Source organism: Dysgonomonas termitidis, assembly GCF_042654545.1.
In the GTDB taxonomy this organism is placed as follows: domain Bacteria; phylum Bacteroidota; class Bacteroidia; order Bacteroidales; family Dysgonomonadaceae; genus Dysgonomonas; species Dysgonomonas termitidis.
Genome location: NZ_JBHSGN010000067.1, coordinates 92,388 through 110,769 on the forward strand (window position 1 = coordinate 92,388; position 18,382 = coordinate 110,769).

At 40.6% G+C, this 18,382-nt stretch carries 15 protein-coding genes; 12 read left to right on the forward strand and 3 right to left on the reverse strand.

Annotated features, from left to right (window positions below; all coding sequences use genetic code 11):
* Nucleotides 1–10 precede the first annotated feature (10 nt).
* The 10 genes from ACFO6W_RS10495 to ACFO6W_RS10540 all read left to right on the forward strand — a co-directional run bounded on the left by ACFO6W_RS10495 (nt 11) and on the right by ACFO6W_RS10540 (nt 11,718).
* On the forward strand, nt 11–547 hold the full coding sequence (locus ACFO6W_RS10495) for a D-glycero-alpha-D-manno-heptose-1,7-bisphosphate 7-phosphatase (RefSeq protein WP_379996112.1): 537 nt from the start codon (nt 11–13) through the stop codon (nt 545–547).
* Between the two features lie 11 nt (nt 548–558).
* Nucleotides 559–1,587, forward strand: a complete 1,029-nt coding sequence (locus ACFO6W_RS10500) for a GHMP family kinase ATP-binding protein (protein ID WP_379996114.1) — start codon at nt 559–561, stop codon at nt 1,585–1,587.
* A gap of 4 nt (nt 1,588–1,591) precedes the next feature.
* The gene (locus ACFO6W_RS10505; RefSeq protein ID WP_379996116.1) at nt 1,592–2,425 is read left to right on the forward strand and encodes a hypothetical protein; all 834 of its coding nucleotides are present in this window, start codon (nt 1,592–1,594) and stop codon (nt 2,423–2,425) included.
* Nucleotides 2,426–2,443: 18 nt separating this feature from the next.
* On the forward strand, nt 2,444–3,877 hold the full coding sequence (locus ACFO6W_RS10510; RefSeq protein WP_379996118.1) for an MBOAT family O-acyltransferase: 1,434 nt from the start codon (nt 2,444–2,446) through the stop codon (nt 3,875–3,877).
* Between the two features lie 6 nt (nt 3,878–3,883).
* On the forward strand, nt 3,884–4,978 hold the full coding sequence (locus ACFO6W_RS10515; protein WP_379996121.1) for a hypothetical protein: 1,095 nt from the start codon (nt 3,884–3,886) through the stop codon (nt 4,976–4,978).
* 7 nt (nt 4,979–4,985) lie between these two features.
* A complete protein-coding gene (locus ACFO6W_RS10520; protein WP_379996123.1) occupies nt 4,986–6,047 on the forward strand; it encodes a glycosyltransferase family 4 protein in 1,062 nt (353 codons plus the stop codon).
* Nucleotides 6,048–7,108: 1,061 nt separating this feature from the next.
* Nucleotides 7,109–7,810, forward strand: a complete 702-nt coding sequence (locus tag ACFO6W_RS10525) for a succinate dehydrogenase cytochrome b subunit (protein WP_291108327.1) — start codon at nt 7,109–7,111, stop codon at nt 7,808–7,810.
* Between the two features lie 44 nt (nt 7,811–7,854).
* Nucleotides 7,855–9,828: a fumarate reductase/succinate dehydrogenase flavoprotein subunit gene (locus tag ACFO6W_RS10530; protein WP_379996125.1), complete on the forward strand. Its 1,974-nt coding sequence runs from the start codon at nt 7,855–7,857 to the stop codon at nt 9,826–9,828.
* A gap of 19 nt (nt 9,829–9,847) precedes the next feature.
* Entirely contained in the window at nt 9,848–10,603 is a 756-nt protein-coding gene (locus ACFO6W_RS10535) for a succinate dehydrogenase/fumarate reductase iron-sulfur subunit (protein WP_379996127.1), read from the forward strand.
* A 179-nt stretch (nt 10,604–10,782) separates the two neighbouring features.
* Nucleotides 10,783–11,718, forward strand: coding sequence for a putative 2-dehydropantoate 2-reductase (locus tag ACFO6W_RS10540; RefSeq protein WP_379996129.1), 936 nt, complete (start codon nt 10,783–10,785; stop codon nt 11,716–11,718).
* Nucleotides 11,719–11,770: 52 nt separating this feature from the next.
* Here ACFO6W_RS10540 and ACFO6W_RS10545 read toward each other — a convergent pair whose 3' ends face one another.
* Nucleotides 11,771–12,421, reverse strand: coding sequence for a S24 family peptidase (locus ACFO6W_RS10545; RefSeq protein WP_291108337.1), 651 nt, complete (start codon nt 12,419–12,421; stop codon nt 11,771–11,773).
* 251 nt (nt 12,422–12,672) lie between these two features.
* Between ACFO6W_RS10545 and ACFO6W_RS10550 the strand changes: the two genes are divergently transcribed.
* On the forward strand, nt 12,673–14,373 hold the full coding sequence (locus ACFO6W_RS10550; protein WP_379996132.1) for a hypothetical protein: 1,701 nt from the start codon (nt 12,673–12,675) through the stop codon (nt 14,371–14,373).
* Nucleotides 14,374–14,460: 87 nt separating this feature from the next.
* The gene (locus ACFO6W_RS10555; RefSeq protein ID WP_379996134.1) at nt 14,461–15,207 is read left to right on the forward strand and encodes a BT1926 family outer membrane beta-barrel protein; all 747 of its coding nucleotides are present in this window, start codon (nt 14,461–14,463) and stop codon (nt 15,205–15,207) included.
* Between the two features lie 624 nt (nt 15,208–15,831).
* Here ACFO6W_RS10555 and porN read toward each other — a convergent pair.
* Nucleotides 15,832–16,872, reverse strand: a complete 1,041-nt coding sequence (gene porN / locus ACFO6W_RS10560; RefSeq protein WP_379996136.1) for a type IX secretion system ring subunit PorN/GldN — start codon at nt 16,870–16,872, stop codon at nt 15,832–15,834.
* Nucleotides 16,872–18,296: a T9SS ring complex lipoprotein PorK/GldK gene (gene porK, locus ACFO6W_RS10565; protein WP_379996138.1), complete on the reverse strand. Its 1,425-nt coding sequence runs from the start codon at nt 18,294–18,296 to the stop codon at nt 16,872–16,874. The genes porN and porK overlap by 1 nt, the downstream gene beginning before the upstream one ends.
* Nucleotides 18,297–18,382: the final 86 nt, after the last annotated feature.

Sequence of the window (18,382 nt, forward strand, 5' to 3'; positions counted from 1 at the left end):
TATGGGTAATATGAAGAAATACAAATATCTTTTTCTGGACAGAGATGGCGTAATTAATGTGGAGCGTCCCGGTGATTATGTAAAAAATACATCCGAATTTGTCTTCGAAAAAGATTCATTAAAGGCAGTCGAGCTATTATCTCAGGCTTTTGATTATATATTTGTGGTGACTAACCAGAGAGGTGTAGGGCGGAATGTAATGTCGTTGTCTGATCTTGAGCATGTACATAACTATATGTTACATGAGATAGAAAAAGCCGGAGGAAATATTACCCGTGTATATTTTTGTACCGATCCGGATACTTCAGCTGTAAACCGGAAACCCAATATAGGTATGGCATTCCAGATCCAGCGGGATTATCCTGAGGTTGACTTTGCCCGGTCAATAATGGTAGGCAACAGCAAATCAGATATTGAATTCGGTAATAAGCTGGGAATGTTTACCATATTGGTAGGTGATAAATATAAAAAAGGAACTAAAATATATGAGTCTGTAAATGCTTATTACGAAAATCTGTATAAGTTTGCAGTTAATTTTACAAAATAAAAAATCCGGCTATGATTATAAGAAGTAAAGCGCCTTTCAGACTGGGATTGGCAGGTGGGGGAACGGATGTTTCTCCCTATTCGGATCTGTATGGCGGCTGCATACTGAATGCGACTATCAGTTTGTATGCATATGCCAATATAGAACCCCGCTCCGATAACAAAATCGTATTCCGTATACCTCAGAATAATGAAGAATATGTATTCGATGCGGCCTTAGAACTTCCTATATTGAATGACAAAGCCGATCTGATGAAAGGAATTTACAACAGGGTGGTGAAAGATTTTACCGGTAAACCATTATCTTTCACTCTTACCTGCGCCCTGGAAGTTCCTTTCGGATCGGGGTTGGGAACATCTTCCACATTAGCGGTTGCTATATTAGGGGCATATGCCGAATGGCTTACATTGCCTTTAGGCGAATACGACCTGGCTTATTTGGCATACCTGATCGAACGTGCCGACCTGAAGCAAGCCGGAGGGAAACAAGACCAGTATGCAGCGGCATTCGGAGGATTCAACTTCATGGAGTTCTACTCCGAGGATAAGGTTATTGTAAACCCTCTGCGTATCCGCAACGAAACAATAAATGAACTGTCGAACAATATGCTGCTGTATTATACCAATACAGGCCATAATTCAGGTGATATAATAGAAAAGCAGCAAAAGAACGTCACAGAACAGAAGTCAAAGTCTATTGAGGCAATGCACCAGATAAAGAATCAGGCATATGAAATAAAGGAAGCTATTCTTAAAAACAACCTTGGCGAAATAGGACATATTCTGCATCGCGGATGGACCTATAAGCGGGAAATGGCAGACGGTATATCAACACCGCTGTTTGAAGAAATATACAATACAGCAATAAATGCAGGCTCATCGGGAGGGAAGATATCGGGAGCCGGAGGAGGCGGATATGTGTTTTTTTATTGTCCGGGCAATACACGGTTCGCTGTATCTAAGGCATTGGAAAGACTGGGAGGAAGGGTGCAGCAGTATTCTTTTACTAAAAAAGGGTTGGAAACCTGGCATATAAGATAAACGAATGAAGCTGGCTGTCCTTATACGCGTTTACGATAGAATCGAGGATTTGAAATACAATCTTCAGATTATCTCCGATACCTGGAAAGAGAATGATTATTATATTATAGTCGTCAGTAACGGTAAAAAAAATGGCCACGACATTTTACCCGAATCTATCCCTTATATAGACAAACTGATAATTCTCGAGGAAAATGCCGGACATAGGAAGGGGAACTCCCAGCTGCTGATAGAAGGTATGAAGTGCATCCCCGACGACTGTAAATATACATTGATACTGGAAGCCGACACATGGGTTTATGGAGATAGTATACAGTCTAAATATACGAAACTGCTATCGGAAAAAGCAGATGCCGTGTGGGCCAGCGCCGACTGGTATGACAAGTATTATGCTCTGGCTACAGACTTTGCTATTATAGAAACAAAATATATAAAAGACAACCCCGGGATATTTGATTTTGAACTCTTTCCGGAATGTCATATCACAAACTTTTTACGAGATACAAATGTTAGATTCATATGGATAAGAGAGAATATGCCGGTACATGTACCAAGCTATATCCGATACAGTTATCCTTATGTACCCAATATCAGGGAAGGGCGTTTTTATATATTCCCAAAATCCAGGACAGTAACTCATCATATCGAGTTTCTGAAAGGCGGAATGGAACAAAAAAAACGCTATTTTAATATACTGGCCGGCACTGATTATTTCCCGCAGGTGAAATCCGGGAATAAAGCGTGGAACCGGTTTAAAATGAACTTCTGGATAGGGTTGAGCAAATGTTTTGTAAAACGTAGCTGGTATAGCAAAAAAACATATAAAGTAATAGAGTAAAAGCGATTTTTCAGATTTATGATATTTTCCACCTATATATTCACTCTCGTCTTTTTGCCGGTATTACTGATTCTTTATTTCGGCATATCGCGCTATGTATCACGAAAAGTACAGCATTTATTTTTGGTATTCGCTTCACTGGTATTTTTCGGATACAATCATATATTCTATGTATGGCTAATACTCATTTCTATATCTGTCAATTATGTAATGGCTACGGGTGTGCAGAGTGCAGCAAGGACTATTTGGAAGAAATTGTTTTTTGTCACGGGGATATTATTTAATGTTTGCTTACTGGGATATTATAAATACTATAATTTCTTCTTAGACAGCCTCAATACCGTATTCGATACGCATTTTGTACTCAAAGGCATTATGCTGCCGCTTGGGATAAGCTTCTTTACCTTCCAGCAGATAGCCTACCTGATAAGCGTGAATAAGAGACAGGAAAAAGTGCCCGGAGTATTGGATTATGTTCTTTTTATCACCTTTTTCCCCCAACTGGTAGCAGGTCCTATCGTCTTTTCTCAGGATGTAATGGCTCAGTATCAGGATGACAAGAACCGTTTCTTCAATATAGACAATTTTGCACAAGGCCTTTTCATATTTATCATTGGTCTTTTCAAAAAAGCGGTGGTAGCCGATACGCTGAATATCTTATCCTCGAATGCTTTTTTCGACCCCAATTCTTTATCTTTCGGAGCGGCATGGCTCGGTTCTCTGGCTTATACATTCCAGTTATTCTTCGATTTCAGCGGTTATTCCGATATGGCGATAGGCCTGGGTAAGATGTTCAATATTAACCTGCCTGTGAACTTCTATTCACCCTATAAGTCGAAAAGTATTACCGAGTTTTGGAAACGGTGGCATATAACACTGGGACGCTCCTTGTTTGTTCTTATTTACGTTCCGCTCGGAGGTAACAGGAAAGGATATGCCCGTACCTGCTTTAATCTTTTCGCTGTGTTCTTTGTGAGTGGACTCTGGCATGGGGCAGCATGGACGTTTGTATTATGGGGTTCGTTACACGGGCTTGTCCGTGTATTTGAGAAGATATTTGACAAGCAACTGGATAAAGTTCCTGACCTGATAAGGATTTTCTTTACATTCCTGTTTGTAAGTTCGGCGCTGGTATTGTTCCGTTCGTTGACCGTAAACGATGCACTGATAATGCTGAAAACAATGTATATTCCTGATACAATTTCGTTTGACGGAATTTCACACCTGGCATTCAATACGACATTGGCTTATCCGGACATGATGCAGTCGATATTTGTAATTGGAACTCTTCTGATAGTATCATATTTTGTATTCCTCTTCCCGAAGAACAGTATCGATTTGTATAATGAATTCAAACCGAAACCGAAAATCGCCATAATGTCGGCAGTTATGTTTTCGATAGCCGTAATCCATTTTTCTAAGGTGGGAGCTTTTATCTATTTTAATTTTTAGTAAAATATGGATACATCAGATAAGAAATATACATCCAAAACCTTTCTGACGGCATTTAGCATATCGGCAGTCGCCTTGCTGCTAATTATCGGGCTGACTTGCTATATCATCGACCCGTTTCTGCAATTCAGGGTGAATCCAGAATCCCGTTATATATTGAATCCCCGTTTTGTAAATGGAGGACTGGCCAGGAATTATGAATACAATACGGCGCTTATAGGTTCGTCGATGGTACAGAGTTTCGATATATCAACTATGCGTAATACTTATCAGGGGATGAAGCCTGTAAAGTTATCTTCGGGGGGAATGAACCTGGCAGAGATGGAACTATTGTATTCAATCGTACAGGAGAGGGGTGTGAAAAACATCATAATGAACGTAGATATGCCGTTCTTCAATCAGGCCGGGGTTGTATCCCGTTATCCGGATTATCTTTATGCAGATGGCTTCCTGGATAAGCTACAATACCTGTATAGTTATGAAGCCCAGATACAATACATTCCCGCAGACTTAGGCTTGGAACTGTATTTTAAAATTAAAGACGGTAATCTGCCGGATATATATAGGATGAAAACAAATATTGACCAGATAGGTACTGAGAGTTATGCCAAGACCTACGATGCCGAATTTGTAAAAAACTACTACCTGGCAGGAAACAGCGTATTATACCAGCATGTGGAACATATCGAAGAGCGGATGGACAATAGCCTCACTTCCTTTATTGCCAAGCTGGAAATAGATAAACACAAGGATGTGAATTACACATTTATGTTCCCGTCCTATTCGGCCCTGTATTGGTACCATACACGCAAGCATGATTATTATAACCAGTTTCTTGGCTTTGCAGCTAAGTTTACCCGGATGGTGGAGAAATACGACAATGTAAGGGTGGTTTCTTTTCTCGACAGAAATGAAATTACAGATTTGAACTATTATGGGGATGTTACCCATTTTAGCCCTGCCTTGGGCGATAGCATAATGATGAATATGTTTAACCCCAGGTATGAAATAAATTCTTCGAATGTGGATGCAATGGCACAGCGGGTAGATAGCCTTGTGGATGCATTTATTGAAAAAAATAAAGACTGGTTACCCAAATAAAATTTATATGTTTGTTGTAAACGGGAGATTTCTTACTCAGAGGGCTACGGGCGTTCACCGCTATGCATTCGAGATATGCAATAAACTGCATGAAATGGGTGTGGATTTTCATGTAGCTACCCCTCAGAAAATACATCCCGAATACAAGTTCAGCTTCAAGACGGTAAAGTGCGGTTCGATGAAGACTCATTTGTGGGAGCAAATCTCATTGCCGCGTTATCTGAAAAGTATAGGTGATCCGCTACTTGTCAGTTTTACAGGTTGTGGCCCTTTATACTACAGTAACCAGATAATGACTATCCATGATGTATCGCATGAGCGTTACCCCGAATGGTTCTCGAAGAACTACTACCGCTTTTATCATTTTATGATGCCCCGCATAGGCAAAAAAGCGCACGCGGTAGTCACAGTGAGTGAGTTTTCTAAAAATGAGATTGTAGATACACTGAGGATAGATACGGCTAAAATACATGTGATACATAGTAATGTGCCGTTTCATAATAAACCTGCGCGGGAAGAAATATTGAATTATAAGCCTGACCCGGACAGTGAAAAATATATAATTGCTGTATCGTCCATGGACCCCCGTAAAAATTTCAGCAGGCTTGTGGAAGCATTCAATAAGATAGACGATAAATCGGTAAAGCTATATATCATCGGCATGTCCTTCAAGGCATTCAATACTCCAGACTTGAAAAAACTTATAGGAGAGAATGTACATCTGCCGGGATATATACCTGACGATGAGCTACAAGAAATGTATCAGAATGCACTATTGTCGGTTTACCCTTCTCTATACGAAGGCTTCGGGCTACCTCCTTTGGAATCTATGACCTATGGTTGTCCTGCAATCTGTTCCGACATTCCCGCTTTGCGTGAAATTAGCGAAGACGCCGCTTTGTATGTTGACCCTTATGATGTGAAAGATATGAAATCAAAAATAAACCTATTGTTGAAAGATCAGGATTTAAGGGAGCAACTTCGCCTTAAAGGTCTGGAACAGATAAAAAAATATTCGTGGGATGAATCCGCCCGGCAGGTTTATGACCTTGCGCAGAAATATATATAAAAAGCTTAGATAGAAAAGATAAGGAGGGTGTGTCAAAAGCAGTTTTTACTTTCTATTTACATACGCTACGCTCCTGTGACCGTTGGTTGTCATGTTGAACGGAGTCAAACATCTCGTGCCAGAAGGGTCGAGATTCTTCATTACATTCAGAATGACAAAGAGGGTAATAATTTGATAGTACAGTTTTACTTTTGACACACCCTCTTTGTTATGTTTATATTTCTGGTTTATCTATATAGTGAGCTTAACGGCTTGCCGTTCTTTGAAAGGTTGAATAAGGATTTAAAGATTTAAGGTTTAAAAATTAAAATGTATAAAAGCTGTAACTTTTGTTACCTTTTAACAAGTAGTAAGTTATAAGTAAAGAGGTACGAGTAGACGAGACATAAGACACAAATTGTTGACTGATAGCTGTTTACTATTAACTGATATATCTGTTACTTTTGTTACTTTTTATATAGTGCTCTTTGTGTAAATCTTTGTGCCCCTTGTGGTAAAGAGTTTTAACCACTAAGTACACGAAGGGAATCACAAAGGGCACAAAGGCTAAAAAGACTGTTACTTTTGTTACCTTTTAACAAGTAGTAAATTTTAAGTAATAAGTAGTAAGTCATAAGTTGAGAAAGCTACATTACTGTTCACTGTTTACTGTTCACTGATATATCTGTTACCTTTGTTACCTTTTAACTAAATATAGCTGAGAATACGAAATTAGAATAAAGTGTCAGTAGTGAGATAAAAAGCAAATCTGAACTTACAGAATTATTAATTTTTCATTCTTAGTTATTAATTACGTTCTGTTACTATTTCCACTCAAAATTTACATTATGATTATTACCGTAATCCCTAGCTGTGAACAAAATAGAATATATGGGAAAATATGTTCAAGGATTAACAAATCATTTTACTTTTTAATCAAAAACGCATTCCATTTCTTTTGAAAATCCCTTTATTTAATCTATTTTTGCATGACAATAGAAAAAAGCAATTGCATATGGTTATTTTCTATCACTATCAGCTAAAAATTTAACTATTCTAAATAACTAAAACAATTTTAATTTATGAGTTGGTTACTTAAATCTTCTATTGGTAAGAAGTTGATAATGAGTATCACTGGTATCGCTCTTATCTTGTTTTTGCTGTTTCACGCTTCGATGAACGTGACGGCTGTATTTTCGGAGGATGCCTACAATACCATCTGTGCTTTATTAGGAGCTAATTGGTATGCTGTGGCGGGGACTGCTGCTTTGGGTGCACTTGTTGCCATCCATTTCATCTACGCTCTCATTCTGACTTTACAAAACCGTAAAGCGCGCGGAGGTGACGCTTATGCAGTAAACGTACGCCCTAAACATGTAGAGTGGGCTTCACAAAACATGTTTGTCCTGGGTGTAATTGTCATCGGTTTCATGGTGCTTCACTTTAGCCAGTTCTGGTATAAGATGATGTTCACCGAGCTGATGGGACACCACGAAGTGGCCCTTGGCGGTGAAATGGTTTCCCCTCAGGATGGGGCTGCTTTCATCAAGTATTATTTCAGCCAAACCTGGGTTGTGGTTGCATACCTTGTTTGGTATGTTGCACTATGGTTCCATTTATCTCACGGATTTTGGAGTGCGGTTCAAACCATCGGTTGGAATAATCTGGTTTGGATGAATCGCTGGAAAGTAATCAGTCAGGTACTTGCCACTGTTATTTGTCTGGCATTTGCTTTTGTAACCATCTACTTTTATGCAAGACATTTACTGTGTCCGTTTTGTTAAGTAGGCGCTGATTATTTTTGTTAAAGATTAAAAGAAAAACAGATATGAGTAATATACTAGATCCAAAAAAAGATTCAAAAATACCTGAAGGACCATTGGCAGAAAAATGGACCAACTATAAGGCGCACCAGAAATTGGTGAATCCCGCTAATAAACGTCGCCTCGACATTATTGTAGTAGGTACAGGCCTTGCAGGAGCATCGGCGGCCGCTTCTCTTGGAGAAATGGGCTTCAACGTGCTTAACTTCTGTATTCAGGATTCCCCTCGCCGTGCACACTCCATTGCAGCACAGGGAGGTATCAATGCCGCAAAGAATTACCAAAACGATGGTGACTCTGTTTACCGTCTTTTCTACGATACTATCAAAGGTGGTGATTACCGCGCCCGTGAAGCAAACGTATACCGCCTTGCTGAGGTTGCAAACAGTATCATCGACCAGTGTGTGGCCCAGGGTGTTCCTTTTGCCCGCGAATACGGAGGCCTGCTTGACAACCGTTCATTCGGTGGCGCTCAGGTATCGCGTACATTCTATGCTAAAGGGCAGACAGGACAGCAATTGTTGCTTGGTGCTTATTCGGCTCTTAGCCGTCAGGTACACAAAGGCAGCGTAAAACTGTATACCCGTTACGAGATGGTAGACGTGGTTCTTATAAAAGACAACAACGGCGAAGAGCGTGCACGCGGTATTATTGCCCGCAACCTTGTTACAGGTAAACTGGAACGCTTCGCTGCTCATGCCGTGGTAATTGCTACAGGAGGTTACGGTAATGCGTTCTTCCTTTCTACCAATGCAATGGGATCGAATGGCTCGGCTGCCATTCAGGCATATAAAAAAGGTGCTTACTTTGCAAACCCTTGTTTTGCTCAGATCCATCCTACCTGTATTCCTGTTCATGGCGAATTCCAGTCGAAACTAACTCTGATGTCGGAGTCGCTTCGTAACGATGGCCGTATCTGGGTGCCTAAAAAGAAAGAAGACGCGGAAGCTATCCGTGCCGGTAAATTGAAACCAACTCAAATCAAAGAAGAAGACAGGGATTACTATCTGGAAAGACGTTATCCTGCATTCGGTAACCTTGTTCCGCGCGACGTGGCTTCACGTGCAGCGAAAGAAAGGTGCGATGCCGGTTATGGCGTAGGTTCCACAGGCCTTGCTGTTTACCTCGATTTTGCCGATGCCATCAACCGTCTTGGTAAGGATGTGGTGGAAGCTAAATATGGTAACCTGTTCCAGATGTATGACAAAATAGTGGATGAAAATCCATACGAAACACCAATGATGATTTATCCGGCTATCCACTATACAATGGGTGGTATCTGGGTTGACTATGAACTGATGACTTCTATCAAAGGCCTGTTTGCACTTGGAGAAGCGAACTTCTCTGACCACGGTGCTAACCGTCTCGGAGCGTCTGCACTGATGCAGGGATTAGCCGACGGATATTTCGTATTGCCCTATACTATCCAGAACTATCTGGCCGACCAGATTTCTGTTCCCCGTTTCAGTACCGATCTGCCTGAATTTGCGCAGACAGAAAATGAAATCAAGGAAAAAGTTGCCAAGCTAATGAATATCAAGGGTAAACGCTCAGTTGACTCTATTCATAAGGAACTGGGTCTCATTATGTGGGATTTTGTAGGAATGGGCCGGACCAAGGAATCTTTGGAAACAGCTATCGAAAAGCTGAAAGCTGTGAAGGTAGAGTTCTGGTCTAATGTCCGCATACCGGGTGAAGCTACCAGTCTGAACACTGAGCTTGAAAAAGCATTGCGTTTAGCAGACTTTATCGAGATAGGCTTATTGATGGCATATGATGGATTGAATCGTAATGAGTCTTGTGGAGGCCACTTCCGTGAAGAATATCAGACACCGGAAGGTGAGGCTATGCGTGATGATGAACATTATTCTTATGTTGCCTGCTGGAAATATGACGGAGAAGGCCAAGCTCCTGAGCTTGTGAAAGAACCTCTCGACTATGAATTTGTAGTTAGACAACAAAGAAACTATAAAGCGTAACTTGTAACTCAGAAAAACGATGGAAAAATTAATCAATATAACATTAAAAGTTTGGCGTCAGAGAGGTCCTCAGGAAAAAGGGGCTTTTGAGACATATCCATTAAAAGGCATTTCTACAGAAAGTTCTTTCCTTGAAATGTTGGATATTTTGAATGAAAACTTAATCAACGAAGGCCAGGAACCTGTTGTGTTCGACCACGACTGCCGCGAAGGCATCTGTGGTATGTGCAGCCTTTATATAAACGGACATCCGCACGGGCCGGATGAAGATATTACTACCTGCCAGTTGCATATGCGTAAGTTTAAGGATGGCGAAACTATCACCATTGAACCTTGGCGTTCCGCAGGTTTCCCTGTTATCCGCGACCTTATGGTAGACCGTACTGCCTTCGATAAAATCATGCAGGCAGGAGGATATGTTAGCGTAAATACCGGAGGTGTGCCGGACGCTAATGCTATTCCTATCCCTAAGACGGCTGCTGACGAAGCTATGGATGCAGCATCGTGTATTGGTTGCGGTGCTTGTGTGGCAGCTTGCAAAAACGGTTCGGCTATGTTGTTTGTATCCGCGAAAGTAAGCCAGCTGGCACTTCTTCCACAGGGACGTGTAGAGGCAGCGCGCCGTGCAAAAGCGATGGTTAGCAAAATGGATGAACTTGGCTTCGGTAACTGTACAAATACACAGGCTTGTGAAGTACAATGTCCGAAGAACGTTTCTATTGCGAACATTGCGCGTATGAACCGTGAGTTCCTGAAAGCAAAATATAAAGACTAGTAAGTTTTGATTATAGAATTGGAAGCGGCTATCTGAAGATAGTCGCTTTTTGTTTGTATATTTATGAAATCTAAATATATTTATCTATAGGTAAAGAGATGACGAAGATTGACCTTATAGTTAGATTTTTGTACATTTTATATTTAATTAATTAAATAATTTTTCAAGAAAATCGTTTTATGTCACTTAAATATGCAGTAATAGGTACCGGAGCCATAGGAGGTTACTATGGCGGACGGCTGGCCAACTCAGGACAGGAAGTACACTTCCTGTTGCACTCTGATTATGAGTTTGTAAAGAAGCATGGTTTGAAAGTAGATTCCGTTCATGGGAATTTTTACTTGAAGTCGGTACACGCATATAGATCAACATCGGATATGCCGAAATGCGATGTCGTACTTGTTGCCTTAAAAACAACAAATAATAAGCTGTTAAAAGAACTCTTGCCTCCCCTGCTACATAAAGATACTGTAGTAATCCTTATTCAGAACGGCCTGGGGCTGGAAGCCGATTTACAAAAAGATTTTCCCGGAGTGAGCATTGCCGGAGGACTTGCTTTTATTTGTTCCAGTAAAATAGGGGAAGGACATATCGGGCATTTCGATGAGGGGCATCTCAACATTGGCTCTTATTCGTGTGCCAATCCCGAAATATTAGAACAGGTATGCAGCGATCTCATACAATCCGGTGTAAGAACACAGGTGCTCGAGCTGGAGAAAGCCCGCTGGATGAAGTTGATCTGGAATATCCCTTATAATGGTATGACAGTTGTAATGAATAGCACCACCGCTAATTTAATGGGTGATCCGGTTATGGTAGAGTTACTTTACAGCATTATGCTCGAAGTCGTGCATGGAGCTAATTCTGTCGGTCAGGGCAGGTTCTCTATACCAGAAAGTTATGCAAGGGATATATTGGAGATGACACGGCATATGACACCATACTCTCCCAGCATGAAGCTGGACTTTGATTATCGGAGGCCTATGGAGATAGAGTATATATATTCACGTCCTATTTCCGAGGCAGAGAGTGTGGGATATAAAATGACACGGATCGCTATGCTGAGAAGTCAGTTACAGTTTATAGAAACGCAGTATTTATCTGGTAATAAATAGCATCTGGAGTGGCTGACGGTTGGAAATCAGCCTTTTCTCTATTTGTATAAGTTTATAACACTTTTGTAGAAATTACACCCTTAACTAAAAACAAGCGGCGTATAAGAGATTTATCCAGAAGCATTTCATCATAATGTTCGGTATTGCGTGGGATGAGCCGCAACAGAGTGTTATTCTCGTTTACAGTTCTTAGATATTTAATTGTTGTGTACTTGTCCGTTACAATCAGGTACATTTCTCCCGGGAGTATCAGATGCAGGTTTATTTCTTTCAGTGCAACTATCGAACCGGATGGTATCTCCGGCTTCATTGATTCTCCGACAAAGAGTGCTGCAAGATCACAATTAGCCAATGATGGTACCTCGATATAATATAGTGGTTCGGGAAGAGTGATTTCGGTCTGTTCATCCGAGTCCATTATTATGGAATCATAGAATGGTATTTTCTTTTTGGATGAAGATTTCCTGTTTTCTTCAGATTCGTTGATGTACATCGTTCCTTCCCCGGTAAGTAACCACGCTTTACTTATATTGCAATATTTTGTTGTAATTTGTTCTGCCAGATCTTTGCTTATTGAATTCTTGCCATTTTTTATGCGGTACAAGTTTTCAGATCTTTTCAGACCTATTGAGGTTGCAAATTTATTGATAGAGAGATTGGTCGATTCTATGACTTTTACAAGTCTATCCCAGTTGTCGTTCATTTTCCTTTTACAAATTTTAAAATAATATCAAAAAAACTTTTTTATACAATATAAAATTGTATATTTGCAATCAAATATTGTATTTATGAATAGTGCTTAGCTATTCACAGTATATATAAACAAGTAAAGTTAGATAATTATCGTAGAAACATATCTTTTTGATATATTTTAATATTTAGAGACAACATATGCTATCACATAAATAACTGAATTGATAAACAACTAATTTATTAACAACTAGCTTTTTTATTATGAAAAAACTTAAGTTTTATATTCCTGTATTGGCTATAGCGTGCGCAGGAATTGTATTTTCTACAACATCGTGCGTTGATGACAACGAGTCGCAAAGCGTAACCCAATTGCGTGGCGCTAAGGCCGACCAGCTGAAGGCTGATGCAGAGCTTAAAAGAGCACAGGCGGAGGTTGAAAAAATCCTTGCAGAAGCTGAAAAAGCTTTGAAAGAAGCGGAAGCAGAAAAAATTAAAGCAGAAATTGAGTACAAGAAAGCCGAAACAGAATACCATAAAAAGTATTGGGCTGAAGAAATCAAGAAAATGGAAAAAGCTACAGAAGTAGCTATCAAGAAAGCTGAGGCTGAATTGGAGAAAGAGAAAGCTAATCTTGTAAGAGCTCAACAGGCTTTAGCTCAAGCTTTAGCTGAGGCTACAGTAGAAGACCCGGCATTGAAAGCAGCAGTACTTGCATATCAGGATGCGATAGCTAAAGTAAATCTCCATACAGTTATTTTCTCTGAAAAGACAATCAGATTGGCTAAAGAAAATGAGTTGCTTGCCGGATATAAAGCAGGGAAAAATGAAACTTTAGCTAATGATATCAGGTTGAAGGAAAGAGATATCGCTAATATGAACATTGGCCTCGAAAACGACAAAGCCGACCTTAAGAGATGGCAGGATCTTTTAGCTACTACTGATATAAAAGATACCGAAAAAGAAATAGCTAAAGCAAAAGCCGACGAAAAAGCACTGCTGTTTACTGATATCCCTGCTCTTGAAAACAAACGTTTGCAAGCAGAGATCGTTTACAACAATGCAAGTAATACATGGTACGATTTCTATGATAACGCTTACAACTGGAGAACCGGCAAGGTGTATACAATCGCGGAATTGAACACAATCCTTGCAGACATGAAAGCTAATCTGGCTACAGCTAAAGCAGATAAGACTAAAGCAGAAGCTGATTTTACTGCTGCTACTTCAGCACTGGTAGGATTACATACCGATTTCAGAAAAGCAGAAGCTGACAAAGCTAAAACAAGAGCGGCTCTGGATAAAGCAATAGAAGATCGCAATACAGTTTATAATAACCCTTCGTCTACACAGGCTCAGAAAGATGCTGCTGACGCTGCTGTTACCGCTGCTGATACTGCAGATAACGCAGCCGCAGTAACTCTTGCCGATAAAAGCAACAAGTACTACGACGGCCAAAATAAGGTTGACAATGCGCAGCGTGCAGTAGAATACGCTACTAACTCTATTAACTATTTGACAGAAGATATTGCTGATATGGAAGCCGTGAAAGCTATCTACAAAGATGAATCTACTCCGGCAACGTTAAAAGCTGCCTATGATAAAGCAAGAACAGACTATTATGCAGCTGTTGATGCTAAGGATGTAAAAGTTCGTGAAGCAAATTCTTTGAGAAACTACTACTGGACGCTTGAATCAGCTGTATTTAACGGCACATATATAGGAGATATAAAAGAGCAGCAGATAGAAAGACTTGAAGATGCTATTGCTAGCACTGAATTGTCTATCAGTAACATAGAGAGAAATATCAAAGAGTTGGAAGCTACTACTACATACGATATATCTACGAAAGTAGCCGAGATTGCTGCTCTGACAGAAGAAGTAGCTCAAGAAAAACTCCAGATGGATGCAGCTAAAAAGGACGCAGCTGTTGCTAAAGCTATAATAGACGCAAAAATCAAATAAAAACACTGGAAGGTTAATCTATCTGGCAATGAGTTGAGGGAACAATATTCCTTCCTCAACTCATTCTGATAAAAAACAGAAGTTAAAATGAAGAAAATATTATGTTTAACAATGCTCCTGTCTTTTGCTTTTTCGGCTTTTGCTCAAAACTCAAGTGACGTGGCTCCAAAAAAAGGCGACTGGATGGTCTCCGTCAACTTCGGAGTCGGGTCATATATCGGGACAGACGCTCCGGCTCCCAATAATCCGGCCTATACATTATCGGCATCTACATCGGCATGGTTCGATAAGAATCCTATATTGGATATAGAAGGCAGGTGGTTCGTGTCGGACAAGTGGGCGCTAAAATTGACGGGAGGGTTTAACTTCAGTCACAATCCCGCTTATAAGGAAGTTACCAGAGCAGCCTTAGGCGAGGATTTCGAAGCAGGAGACATTCCTACATATAATGCAGTGCCAAGCAGAGACAATATACAATTCTTTGCAGGCATAGGAGCAGACCATTATTTCAAAACGAAATGGGATCAATTACATCTGCGCATAGGAGGTGAATTCGGTTATGCTTACGGCCGTGTATCTGCAAATGCTGTAGATAGTGAAGACTATCTGGGTACAAGCGTAGGTGAAGCTTATGTATTAAAGGTAGCTCCGGTTGTAGGTGCGGACTATTTTATTAATTCTGCTTTATTCTTAGGATTTGATATCCGTCCGGTGGCTTATCAATACTCAACTTATAGCATCCGTCCTCAGGCAGGATTAGGACTGCTTTCATCTGATAGTCACTCTTTTTCAATCTTATCACAACCGATGATAAAATTAGGAATCAGATTTTAAGAGATCTGTCACTAATTAGTTAAGATAATTAATGTGAGAGAGAAGGTTTTCCGAGAGGAAAGCCTCTCTTGTTTTTATATGGATACAGATATGAAAAGGTAACAAAAGTAACACGGAAAGCAATTAAGAATTGAGAATGAAAAATTAAGAACCAACGGTTAATGGAGCTAATTTTTTCCCTCGTAACTCGTAACTGCCCTAGGGCGAAGTAACTTGTAACTGTTAAAAAGTAACAGATATATCAGTTAACAGTAAACAGTGAACAACTCGTATTTTGTATCTCGTATTCTGTCCACTCGTAACTCGTAACTGCCCTAGGGCGGAGTAACTTGTAACTATAAAGTAACAAAGGTAACACTTGTTTCAGTAAACAGTCAGCAGTTAACAACTCGTATCTTGTATCTCGTATCTTGTCTACTTGTAACTCGTAACTGTTAAAAAGTAAACTTTTCTTACTGTTACTTTTTACTGTATCTCCGTTTTCAGGTTCAAAAAAAATGTCAAAGAACTATTCCCGGATGAAAAGACCATCGGCGACATTCTATAGATAAAGTTTTCGTGAAAGAATAGCAAAAAAGCGACAATCTAATGATTGCCGCCTTCTCTATTATATTATATTTTATCTTATCTCCTGTCGCGAGCGGAATAGGTTGCATTTGATGAAGACGATTTCGGTTTGCTGACTTTGGATGCCTTTGTCTTTTTAGGATTCATATCCCCGGCTGCTTTTATCGAGTCGTTGATAACCCACAGGTCCTTGTCGAATTGCTTTAGTTGGGTTTCGATACTGTCCTGCGCATGTTGCAATGCCTCCGGAGTGGTAAATCTCTCTTGCAGGAACTTATTTTCCATATTGGTTGTCTTATATATTTCACCTTCATACAGCCTGAGCCTGAAATAATCGTCAATGGTTTTATTCATTACATTATTCAGGTCAGAAGTCATTATCGGCATTCGCGCAGCGTATGGCCTTATATATTCGTATGGTATCCAGAATTGCGGTTCGCGGGAACCGGTAGCTGACATAGACGATTCCATATCGTCATCACCAAAATACCGCTGGCGGAACAAGACCGGGCATATAGCTACTGTTTTTACCCCCAGTACTGAATTCGACTGGTCAAAATACCAGGCTTCTTTTATGTAATAACCCAACGCTTCATTGCTGGGAATACTAAATTCATCAAATGTGTAAATGTTGCCATTCTTCTGGTATGGTATTTCGAGCCGGTTGAGTACATCGCCGAAATCTATAATCAGGTTGTCCGTAAATAGATCCTGTCCCTGATTCCAGTCATATCCTATAAGGCTTCCGTTAGCCATCAGCTTGAATATCATTGTGTACAGGTTCATCTTTTCGCCTACCGGTTGTACAGGATAGAATAAAGCCGCGTTTTTCCCTTTCGTAAGATCCAGAAAACGATATACTTCGCGTATCCATGTGGCATTCGACAAATCACGGGTCTGATTTTCGTTCATCATTTCTGCGCGAACGGATAATTGAGGCACTTTAGGTCCGTTGCTCTGACCTTGTGCTCCTTGTTCTTGCTGCTGTTTTCTGGCCAGTCTGTCGCGCAGCGATTCCTGCTGGTTCTGCGCCTGCATCATATTAGTTAGGCAGAACACGCAGAGCAATATTGTTGTTATGTGGAATATTCTTTTCATTATTTCTTTGATTTTGCAAAGCCTATTTGTGTCCTTACACATCTGAAGCCGATATAAGAGCGTGGTTGGTTCTGGAATTCACCTTCTCTCATATCTCCTCTGATATTGCGTCCTATATCTTTCCACGAACCGCCTTTTACGACTTTTTTCTTTATAGCATAAGGGTCCTCTTTTGCCGCATCATATTTGTATTGCGGATTCATATCATTCATCAGTTCCGTACCCGATTCGGTATATGAAGTTGAAGTCCATTCAGATACATTACCGGCCATATCGTATATTCCAAACCGGTTTGGGATATACGACGCTACACGCGAAGGTATCAGGTTGCCATCTTTGGTATAATTGCCTTCTCCCGGTTTAAAGTTTGCCATGAAGCAGGCTTTTTCATCCATTGTCCCTTCCCGGTCCCACGGATATTTATTCTCGCTGCGTCCGTTCCGTGCAGCAAATTCCCATTCACCTTCGGTAGGTAAGCGGAAATTCTCTATCGGACGGGCATTCTTCGGCTGCCCCATACGGTAGAACATCGTACGCCACTCGGCAAAAGCCGTGGCTTGCTCCCATGAAACACCCACAACAGGATAGTCATTATAACCCGGATGGGAGAAATACATTCTCATGTAAGGCTCATTGTAAGCATTATTGAAGTCATTCACCCAAACTGTCGTATCAGGGTATATATTTACGATCTTGGTATGTACAAAGTCGAAGAGTGAGCCCAACGGTCGAACAATCGTTTCGTTAACCGGAAGTCCTTCTTCATTGATATATGCCGTATCTTTCGAAATCATTACCACCTGACCGGGATCTACGGTTATATCAGTGTTTAATATCCTTTCTTGCGGATTTAGCCTGTTTCTGCGTTTCGCAGCTTCCGTATAATCGAACCATTCGTATTTAAAATTCATTTGGGCAGGGTCTAATCCCCTCTTTCCGGTTATCGGATGAACAGACGTCACACTGTTGATAGCGCGCTCTTCTTCTTCCAAAGGCCTTTTCGGGATTGGTTTTTTCCAGTCCAGATAAGGTTTTACCGGTTCACCGTAGCGGTCTTCCGTAATTTTAAAGGTTTCGTCTCCCCCAAAAGCAGGATCGGCCAGACGCTCGCGGATAATGGAGTCCCGCACCCAATATACAAACTGACGATACTTGGAGTTAGTCACCTCGGTTTCGTCCATCCAGAAGTTATCGACGGATACGCCTTTCGGATTGGCTTTTATATCCCATAGGGAATCATTCTCTGCAGGGCCCATCTCTATCGAGCCTCTCGACACCAGTACCATCCCATAAGGTGACGGCTCGGCCCATGATGAACCTTTTTCTCCGGTTACTTCACCTCCGATACCTGAACCGCCTGTCGACCTTCCGCAGGAAACCAGTAATACAAGTGAAGCTATAGTTACAAAAAACAGTTGTTTCATATATCTCTGTTAGCCTTCGGCTACTTATTTTTTAGGCTTGATCTTAATTGTTTGTCGTAATTTTGTATTAAGTCCCCTACCCCAAA

Coding starts and splice junctions, on each gene's coding strand:
- ACFO6W_RS10495 (WP_379996112.1), top strand. CDS start 11: ATGAAGAAATACAAATATCTTTTTCTGGACAGAGATGGCGTAATTAAT.
- ACFO6W_RS10500 (WP_379996114.1), top strand. CDS start 559: ATGATTATAAGAAGTAAAGCGCCTTTCAGACTGGGATTGGCAGGTGGG.
- ACFO6W_RS10505 (WP_379996116.1), top strand. CDS start 1,592: ATGAAGCTGGCTGTCCTTATACGCGTTTACGATAGAATCGAGGATTTG.
- ACFO6W_RS10510 (WP_379996118.1), top strand. CDS start 2,444: ATGATATTTTCCACCTATATATTCACTCTCGTCTTTTTGCCGGTATTA.
- ACFO6W_RS10515 (WP_379996121.1), top strand. CDS start 3,884: ATGGATACATCAGATAAGAAATATACATCCAAAACCTTTCTGACGGCA.
- ACFO6W_RS10520 (WP_379996123.1), top strand. CDS start 4,986: ATGTTTGTTGTAAACGGGAGATTTCTTACTCAGAGGGCTACGGGCGTT.
- ACFO6W_RS10525 (WP_291108327.1), top strand. CDS start 7,109: ATGAGTTGGTTACTTAAATCTTCTATTGGTAAGAAGTTGATAATGAGT.
- ACFO6W_RS10530 (WP_379996125.1), top strand. CDS start 7,855: ATGAGTAATATACTAGATCCAAAAAAAGATTCAAAAATACCTGAAGGA.
- ACFO6W_RS10535 (WP_379996127.1), top strand. CDS start 9,848: ATGGAAAAATTAATCAATATAACATTAAAAGTTTGGCGTCAGAGAGGT.
- ACFO6W_RS10540 (WP_379996129.1), top strand. CDS start 10,783: ATGTCACTTAAATATGCAGTAATAGGTACCGGAGCCATAGGAGGTTAC.
- ACFO6W_RS10545 (WP_291108337.1), bottom strand. CDS start 12,421: ATGAACGACAACTGGGATAGACTTGTAAAAGTCATAGAATCGACCAAT.
- ACFO6W_RS10550 (WP_379996132.1), top strand. CDS start 12,673: ATGAAAAAACTTAAGTTTTATATTCCTGTATTGGCTATAGCGTGCGCA.
- ACFO6W_RS10555 (WP_379996134.1), top strand. CDS start 14,461: ATGAAGAAAATATTATGTTTAACAATGCTCCTGTCTTTTGCTTTTTCG.
- porN (WP_379996136.1), bottom strand. CDS start 16,872: ATGAAAAGAATATTCCACATAACAACAATATTGCTCTGCGTGTTCTGC.
- porK (WP_379996138.1), bottom strand. CDS start 18,296: ATGAAACAACTGTTTTTTGTAACTATAGCTTCACTTGTATTACTGGTT.